Below are 7546 nucleotides of genomic sequence, written 5' to 3' on the forward strand. Positions count from 1 at the left end.
ACAACAGCCAAAAGGTCGGTATGGCAGGCGGTTTTGCCGGCGCGATATACGGCGGTCAGCGAGATCACCGCGGCCGGTCAGGGAGGCTCCGGGATCGAGGCGTAGCGCCGATCGAGCTGCTGAACGGCGAACCGGCCGCTCGCGGCTGATCGAGGGGTGCACGAACACGTAGGCTGCGGCCGTGGCTGCTCAACGAATTGCGGTGATCGGCGCGGGTGCGGTCGGCGGGGTGCTCGCGGCGGCGGCGCACGCGGCCGGGCACGAAGTCACGGTGTGCGTGCGCACGCCGTTCGACGAGCTCGTGATCGAGGACCCGGACGGCAGCAGCGAGCTGCCCGTCGCGATCGAGACCGACCCGCAGCGGCTCGGCCCGGTGGACTGGGTCCTGCTGACCACGAAGGTCCAGGACATCGCGAGCGCCGAAGGGTGGCTGCGGGCCGCGGACGGGCCGAAGACGCCCGTCGTCGCGGTGCAGAACGGCATCGAGCACCACGCTTCGCTCGCCCCGTTCGGCCTGCGCTCGCCGGTGCTGCCCGCGCTGCTCTACGGGGGCGCGGAACGGTTGCGGCCCGGGTACGTGGTGCGCCGCTCCCCGATCAGCCTGGTGGTGCCCGCCTGCGAGCTCGCCGAGCGGTTCGCGGGCCTGCTGAGCGGGCCGAACGTGCGCACGACCGAAGACTTCCGCAGCGCGGCCTGGCGCAAGCTGCTGACCAACCTCGGCGCGAACCCGATCTCCGCGCTGACGATGCGGCGGCTGGACGTGTTCGCCGAACCCGGCACGCGCGAGCTGCTGCGCGCGGTGCTGTCCGAAGCGGTCGCGGTGGCCCGCGCGGAAGGTGCCGAGCTGGACGAGGGCGACGTGGACCGCAGCATCGAAGCGTTCGGCTTCCTGGTCGACGACTCCACCGGCACGTCGATGCTCTACGACCGGCTGGCCGGGCTGAGCACCGAGCACGAGGCCATCACCGGCGTGCTGGTGCGCGCCGCGCGGCACCACGGCATCCCGGTGCCGCGCAACGAAACGCTGCTCGCTCTGCTGCGCGCCCTCCCGGAGAACTCCCCGCCACCTCCCGGGTGAACGGACTGTTCGTCCAATCTATTGGGACCAACGGTCCGTTCACTTCCGGCTGAACCGGGTCGGCGGGAGCCGCTACTGGGCGAAGCGGGTGGAACCGACCGAAGCGAGCACGACGCAGCCGATGGCCACCCACTGCAAAGCGCTCAGCGCCTCCCCCAGCACGAGCAGCCCGGCCAGCGCGGCGACCGCGGGCTCCAGGCTCATCAGCACGCCGAACACCCGCGGCGGAATCCGGCGCAGCGCCTCCAGCTCCAGCGAGTACGGCACCACCGACGACATCAACGCCACCACGAGCCCGGCCACCAGCACCGGTGGCTCCAGCAGTTGCATCCCGGAGCCGGTGATCCCGAACGGCAACGCGACAACTGCGCCGAACGCCATCCCCAGCGCCAGGCCGGAACCACCGCTGGTGTACTTGCCGAGCTTCCCGCCCACCAGGATGTAGCTGCCCCACAGCACTCCCGCAGCCAGCGCGAAACCGACGCCGACCGGGTTCAGCCCACCGTCCACACGGGACAGCAGCAGCACGCCGAGTCCGGCGAGGACCGCCCACAGCAGGTCCAGCTTGCGCCGCGAGCCGAACACCGCCACCGACAGCGGCCCCAAGAACTCGATGGTCACCGCCACGCCCAGCGGAATGCGGTCGATCGCCTGGTACAGGCAGATGTTCATGCCCGCGAGCACCGCCCCGTAGGCGGCGATCACCAGCCAGGTCGTGCGATCCAGGCGCAGCGACGGACGCCAGACGACCAGCAGCACGAGCGCGGCGAACAGCAGCCGGAGCGTCACCACCCCGTTGGCCCCGGCCATCGCGAACAGCTGCTTCGCGAACGCGGCGCCGACCTGGAGGCTGATCACGCCGAGCAGCACCAGCATCGGCGGCGGGACGGCACCGAAACCGCGGGCGACGGCAGGTCGAAGCGACTCCCACGGCCGCCGCCTGCCCCACGATGCTCCGGCCATGTTCGCCGCGTCCACGTCCGCGCCTCCGATTCCGCCGCTATCCGCGATTCGGATTCCCGCCATCCCGATCGCCTGCGATTCCGCCGGTCCGCACGCCGGTGCTTCGGGGGAACCGCCGGGAACCCGGCGAGCAACCGTAGCCGGTGCGCAGCGGCCGCCCAAGCGCAAGCACGGCGACGTTCACCACGCCCGGCCCGCTCCCCCTAACCGGGGGCTCACGCCGATCATGCGATGCTCAGCCGCAGCCAAACCTGCGTCGAGGGAGCAGCCGTGCCGCGCGCCAGCCACCGGATCGGTGCTCTGCTGCTGCTGGCCGCATTCGCCACCGGCTGTTCGGCCGGTCCCTCGCAACGCCCGGCGGTGGCCTACCGCGGGCCGGAGCAGCAGGTCGCGCCCACTCCCCCGCCGCCAGGCCCGGCTCCCGTGCCCGAGCTCGGCGCACCCGCGGGCGGCACGTTGAACTGGAAGGACTGCACGCAGCAGACCCGCGACGAGATCGGGGCCACCGACGGCCCCGCGTTCTCCTGCTCGCAGTTGCTGACCACATTGGACTCACCGGAGTCGCCCGCGGCGGGCACCACCCGCGCCGAGCTGCTCAGCACCGGCAACGGCGGCATCCCGCTGGTCGTGCTCGGCGACGCCGGTGGTGAGCCGGGCACCAGCGTCGCCGCCCGGATGGCGCTGCGGATGCCGCCGGAGATGCTGAACACGTTCCGGATCATCGGCATGGACCGCCGCGGCACCGGGGGCTCCGACCCGGCCGACTGCATCCCGCCGCAGCAGCGGCAAAGCATCGCCGGTTTCGACCCGCGGGCGACCGACCGCGCCTCGCTGGACCGGTTGCTGGTGTCGGTGCGCGATTCGAGCCAAGAATGCCTGCTGGACCTCGACGACCGGTTGCAGGCGTACGACACCTGGCGCACCGCGGGTGATCTTGAGGAGCTGCGCCGCGAACTGGACGTGCCGAAGCTGCACGCGCTGGGCAGGGGCGAGGCGTCGCGGGTGCTGACGACCTACGCCCAGCGCTACCCGGGCTCGGTGGGCCGGATGGTGCTCGACGGCGGGCCGAACCCGCTGATGGACGCGATGGGCCAGGCCAAGGAGCAGGCGCAGAGCGCGGAGCGGACCTTCGACGCGTTCGCCGAGGACTGCGCGGCCAACGGCCCTTGCCCGCTCGGGCCGGATCCGCGGCGCACCGTCGAGGACCTGGTGGAGCGCACGCGGGCCGCACCGCTGCCCGCCGCCGGTGCGCCGGTGACGGCGGGCAAGATCGTCCGGGTGCTGGCGAGCGGGCTCGGCGACAGCGACCGGTGGCCGCAGCTGCGGGAAGCGCTGGCCGCGGCGAACTCCGGTGACGGAGCTGCCATCGGCGAGCTGGCCCGGCCGCTGGTCGAGGACACCGGTCAGGACCCGGCGCAGCTCGACGGCGACCTGATCACCAGCTGCAACGACACCGCGCTGCGGGTCCCGCCGGAGCGGGTCGTGGCTCTCGCAGGGGAATGGGTCCGCACGCATCCGCTGTTCGGCGGCATGTACGCGCAGCGGCTCGCGTGGTGCAGCCAGTGGCCGCCACCGGAGCAGGAGCCGCCGGCGCCGTCGGCGCCGGGGTTGCCGCCGATGCCGGTGGTGGCGACCGCGAAGGATCCGTCGATGCCGGAGAAGGGCACCGAGCAGCTCGCCGAACAGCTCCCGTCCGGCGTCCCGATTCGCTGGCTGGGCGCAGGCCACGGCGCGTTCGGCCGTTCGGACTGCGTCACGGAGGCCGTCACGCGGTTCTTCGTGCGCGGCGAGGTACCCGCTGCCGGGACGGCCTGCCCGGCGTGATCGGCCGGGGCACCTGCGCGTGAGTCCCGGGGAGGTCGGCGGCCACCCCGGGACTCACGTGCAGAAATGCGACGAAGGAGTTCGTCAGCAGTTCGAGCAACACCCGCAGGAGGGTCCGCTGCAACTGGCGCAGCAGTTGCAACCGCCGGCCTGCGGAGCGGTCTCGTTCTCGGTGGGAACCATCGGGGTCCTCCTCACGTGGTGAACACCAGCAGTAGCGATGGTGCGCGGCCATCCGCCACGAGGCACACCGCCGCCAGAGGGACCCGGTCTGGTCCATCCCGTTGAACAGGGATCATGCACACATAGCAATGGGTGACCAAAGCGCTGTGCGCACGGGCGGCTGCGCCAACGGGGTCACCGTTCGACCGCGGGGCTGTTCTTCCGGGACCTGGTCGGCTCGCCGGGCATCTTCGGGTAGTCCGGCGGGTAGGGCAACTCGCCGAGACCGCGGTCGCGCTCGTCGCGCTCGTACCACTCCAGCAAGGCGGTGATGTCGTGCGCGCGTTCGTCCAGCCCGCGGTGCGGGTCGCCGTGCTCGGCCAGCCAGTCCGGCACCGTGGCCAGGTCGAACTCGTCCGGTTCGACCTCGGCGAGCCGGTCCCAGGTCAGCGGGGTGGAGACGGTCGCCCGCGGGTTCGCGCGGATCGACCACGCGGAGGCGATGGTGCGGTCCCGCGCGGCCTGGTTGAAATCGAGGAACACCCGCTCACCGCGGTCCGCCTTCCACCAGGCGACCGTGGCGTGCTGCGGGATGCGCCGCTGCACCTCGCGGGCCAGCGCGATCACCGCGTGCCGCACTTCGACGAAGTCCCAGCGCGGCCGGATCCGCACCAGGACGTGCACGCCGCGGCCGCCGGAGGTCTTCGGGAATCCTTCCAGGCCCGCTTCGCCGAGCACTTCGCGCAGCACCTCGGCGACCCGGACGGCCTCCGCGTACCCGGTGCCCGGCTGCGGGTCGAGGTCGATCCGCAGCTCGTCGGGATGATCGACGTCGGCCGAGCGCACCGGCCACGGGTGGAAGTCCAGCGTGCCGAGGTTCGCCGCCCACGCGAGCACCGCGGGCTCGCTCGGGCAAACCGTCTCGGCGGTGCGCCCGGACGGGAAGGTCACCTGCACCGAGCGCACCCACGGCGGCGCGCCCTTCGGCACGCGCTTGGCGTAGAAGGGCTCGCCGGTCACGCCGCCGGGAAAGCGCTTGAGCGTCGTCGGGCGGTCGCCGACGGCCCGCAGCAGCGGTTCGGCCACCGCGAGGTAGTACTCGACGACCTGGCGCTTGGTGAATCCGCGCGCCGGGAAGTACACCTTGTCCGGGTGCGAAACCCGGACCGTCCTGCCTGCGACGTCCAGTTCCAACGAGGATTCGGCCACGCCGCCAGACTAGGCCGCCGACCCGGGTCGAGCGCCGTTGCGCGCGCGGCAGCTCCAGCGGCCTGTGTTCAGCGGAGCACAGCGGCGCCGCAGGAGCGTTAACGTGGGCCGATGCCGCCGGGACACGGGGCCGACGATCCAGAGGCGCGCGGCCCGCAGGGAAGGTTCGCCGACGACCTCGTCGGCTTGGACCCGCAGGATCCGGAGGTGCGGCGGTTCGCCGAACACCTGGACAAGATCGAGCACCCGAACTCGCCCGCCACCGTCGAGGGGATGCTGCGCGGCGTCGGCGACTTCGCGGACGGGGCGAACCGCGCCGGGGGCCACCGGCGACTCGTGGTGGCCCTGATCGTGCTGCTGGTCGTCGGCCCGTCGGCGCTGATGTTGGTGTGGACCGCGCTGCGGCTGGTCGCCGAAGCGCTGGCCGGTTGACCGGGCGGGCACGGGCAGTCGATCACCGGAAGGGTTAGCGTGGAGGCATGGATCCGGTCGCGGGCGCCACTCCGAAGGTCTCCAAGTCCGAGCAGGAATGGCAGCAACAGCTCAGTCCGAACGAGTACGCCGTGCTGCGCCAGGCGGCGACCGAGGCGCCGTTCAGCGGCGAGTACGTCGACACCGACACCACCGGTGTCTACGAGTGCCGGGCGTGCGGCGCGGAACTGTTCCGCAGCGAGACGAAGTTCGCCTCGCACTGCGGCTGGCCGTCGTTCTACGACCCGCGGGACACCGACGCGGTGATCCTGCGCGAGGACCGTTCGATGGGCATGGTCCGCACCGAGGTGCTGTGCGCGACCTGCTTGAGCCACCTCGGCCACGTCTTCACCGGCGAGGGCTACGACACCCCCACCGACCAGCGCTACTGCATGAACTCCATCGCGCTGCGCCTGGTGCCCGCGCAGTGACCGACCAAGGCCCTACCAGCGGGCGCACCAGCTCGTCAGGGACAAGCGGGCGGCGTGAGCCTCAGCTAGGCGCGGGGTGATCTCCGAACCGCCGGTGCGGCCGCGCGAAATGGCCGCGCGGCCGCGGCCGGTTGGCGCGTCGTGCTCGTCGGCAGTCCACCGGTCCGGAAACCGCTGAGCGTCAGGGCAGCCGCTCGAGCAGGTCCGCCACGTCCACGCGCTTGCCGGTGAAGAACGGCGTCTCCTCGCGCACGTGCCGCCGCGCCTCGGTGTAGCGCATCTTCCACATCAGGTCGACGATCCGGTGCAGCTCCGGGGCCTCGAAGGCGAGGATCCACTCGTAGTCGCCGAGCCCGAACGAGGACACCGTGTTCGCCCGCACGTCCGGGAAATCGCGGGCCGCCATGCCGTGGTCCTTGAGCATCGTGCGGCGCTCGTCGTCCGGCAGCAGGTACCAGTCGTGCGAGCGCACGAACGGGTAGACGCAGAGGTAGTCGCCCGGTTCGTTGTTGACCAGGAAGTCCGGCACGTGGCTCTTGTTGAACTCCGCGGGCCGGTGCAGCGCCGCGTTGCTCCACACCGCCTCGGAAGCCTCGCCGAGCGTGGTGCCGCGGCGGAAACCGGCGTAGGCGGCCTGCAGGGGCTCGATCTGCTCGGCGTGCCACCAGATCATGAAGTCGGCGTCCGCGCGCAACCCGGCGAGGTCGTAGACACCGCGCACCACGACGCCGGATTCGGCGAGACCGTCGAGGTACTCGCGGGTGGCCACCGCGGCCTTCTCCCGGTCCTCGGGCAACGCGCCCGGCTCGACCTGGAAAACCGACCACATGGTGTAGCGGAGAGTTTCGTTGAGTTCGGAGTAGTTCAGCCGCGCCATGCGGCCATGGTCCCACTTCTGGGCAGTCAGGCGGCCACGAGGTGTTCTGCTATGGCACTCGCGGCCGCTTCACCGGTGGCCACGCACGCGGGCACGCCCACTCCGTGCAGCACAGCACCGGCCAGCGCCAAACCGCCCGCACCGGCCACCGCTCGTTCCAGCTCGGTGACGGTGTCCAGGTGGCCCACCGCGTACTGCGGCAAACCGCCGCCCCAGCGCACGACCGCGGAGTCCACGGGTTCGACCGCGAGCCCGCTGATCTCGCGCAGATCGGCGACGACCCGGCGGACCATCTCGGCGTCGGTGAGCCGCAGCAGCTCGTCCTGGCCGGATCGGCCGACGGAACCGCGCACCAGCAGCTCACCGCGGCTGCCTGCCAGGTGCGGCCACTTGCGGCTGGAGAAGGTGAACGCCTTCGCGGTGAACGGCGTGCCGTCGGCGTGCGTCTCGCCGCGCGCGATGAGCGTGCCGGACGCGTCCGGCAGCTCGGTGTCCGCGGGCAACGCCAAGCCGAGCACCGCCATCGACGCC

The 7546-nt window shown here is 72.0% G+C and carries 8 protein-coding genes; 4 read left to right on the forward strand and 4 right to left on the reverse strand.

The window, feature by feature from the left end; translation table 11 throughout:
* Nucleotides 1–181: 181 nt before the first annotated feature.
* On the forward strand, nt 182–1078 hold the full coding sequence (locus IJH84_RS01210) for a 2-dehydropantoate 2-reductase (RefSeq protein WP_295139212.1): 897 nt from the start codon (nt 182–184) through the stop codon (nt 1076–1078).
* Between the two features lie 72 nt (nt 1079–1150).
* Here the strand turns inward: IJH84_RS01210 and IJH84_RS01215 are convergent, their stop codons facing one another.
* Nucleotides 1151–2041, reverse strand: a complete 891-nt coding sequence (locus IJH84_RS01215; RefSeq protein WP_295139234.1) for a DMT family transporter — start codon at nt 2039–2041, stop codon at nt 1151–1153.
* A gap of 270 nt (nt 2042–2311) precedes the next feature.
* On the opposite strand from IJH84_RS01215, the gene IJH84_RS01220 reads away from it, so the two are divergent.
* Nucleotides 2312–3865: an alpha/beta fold hydrolase gene (locus tag IJH84_RS01220; protein WP_295139215.1), complete on the forward strand. Its 1554-nt coding sequence runs from the start codon at nt 2312–2314 to the stop codon at nt 3863–3865.
* A 357-nt stretch (nt 3866–4222) separates the two neighbouring features.
* Here the strand turns inward: IJH84_RS01220 and ligD are convergent, their stop codons facing one another.
* A complete protein-coding gene (gene ligD, locus IJH84_RS01225) occupies nt 4223–5236 on the reverse strand; it encodes a non-homologous end-joining DNA ligase (RefSeq protein WP_295139218.1) in 1014 nt (337 codons plus the stop codon).
* A 111-nt stretch (nt 5237–5347) separates the two neighbouring features.
* Between ligD and IJH84_RS01230 the strand changes: the two genes are divergently transcribed.
* Both IJH84_RS01230 and msrB read left to right on the forward strand, forming a co-directional pair.
* Complete coding sequence (locus tag IJH84_RS01230) at nt 5348–5668, forward strand: hypothetical protein (protein ID WP_295139221.1); 321 nt, start codon at nt 5348–5350, stop codon at nt 5666–5668.
* 47 nt (nt 5669–5715) lie between these two features.
* Nucleotides 5716–6138 carry a peptide-methionine (R)-S-oxide reductase MsrB gene (gene msrB, locus IJH84_RS01235; protein WP_200071304.1) on the forward strand — a complete coding sequence of 141 codons (423 nt, stop codon included), beginning with the start codon at nt 5716–5718 and terminating at the stop codon, nt 6136–6138.
* Nucleotides 6139–6319: 181 nt separating this feature from the next.
* Here the strand turns inward: msrB and hemQ are convergent, their stop codons facing one another.
* Nucleotides 6320–7015 carry a hydrogen peroxide-dependent heme synthase gene (hemQ, locus tag IJH84_RS01240; RefSeq protein ID WP_200071303.1) on the reverse strand — a complete coding sequence of 232 codons (696 nt, stop codon included), beginning with the start codon at nt 7013–7015 and terminating at the stop codon, nt 6320–6322.
* 26 nt (nt 7016–7041) lie between these two features.
* The coding region (locus IJH84_RS01245) for an FAD-dependent oxidoreductase (protein WP_295139230.1) at nt 7042–7546 on the reverse strand (505 nt) is incomplete at its 5' end.

It is taken from the genome of Saccharopolyspora sp. (genome assembly GCF_017434145.1).
Classification (GTDB): domain Bacteria; phylum Actinomycetota; class Actinomycetes; order Mycobacteriales; family Pseudonocardiaceae; genus Saccharopolyspora_C; species Saccharopolyspora_C galaxeae.

Coding starts and splice junctions, on each gene's coding strand:
- IJH84_RS01215 (WP_295139234.1), bottom strand. CDS start 2,041: ATGGCCGGAGCATCGTGGGGCAGGCGGCGGCCGTGGGAGTCGCTTCGA.
- IJH84_RS01230 (WP_295139221.1), top strand. CDS start 5,348: ATGCCGCCGGGACACGGGGCCGACGATCCAGAGGCGCGCGGCCCGCAG.
- msrB (WP_200071304.1), top strand. CDS start 5,716: ATGGATCCGGTCGCGGGCGCCACTCCGAAGGTCTCCAAGTCCGAGCAG.
- hemQ (WP_200071303.1), bottom strand. CDS start 7,015: ATGGCGCGGCTGAACTACTCCGAACTCAACGAAACTCTCCGCTACACC.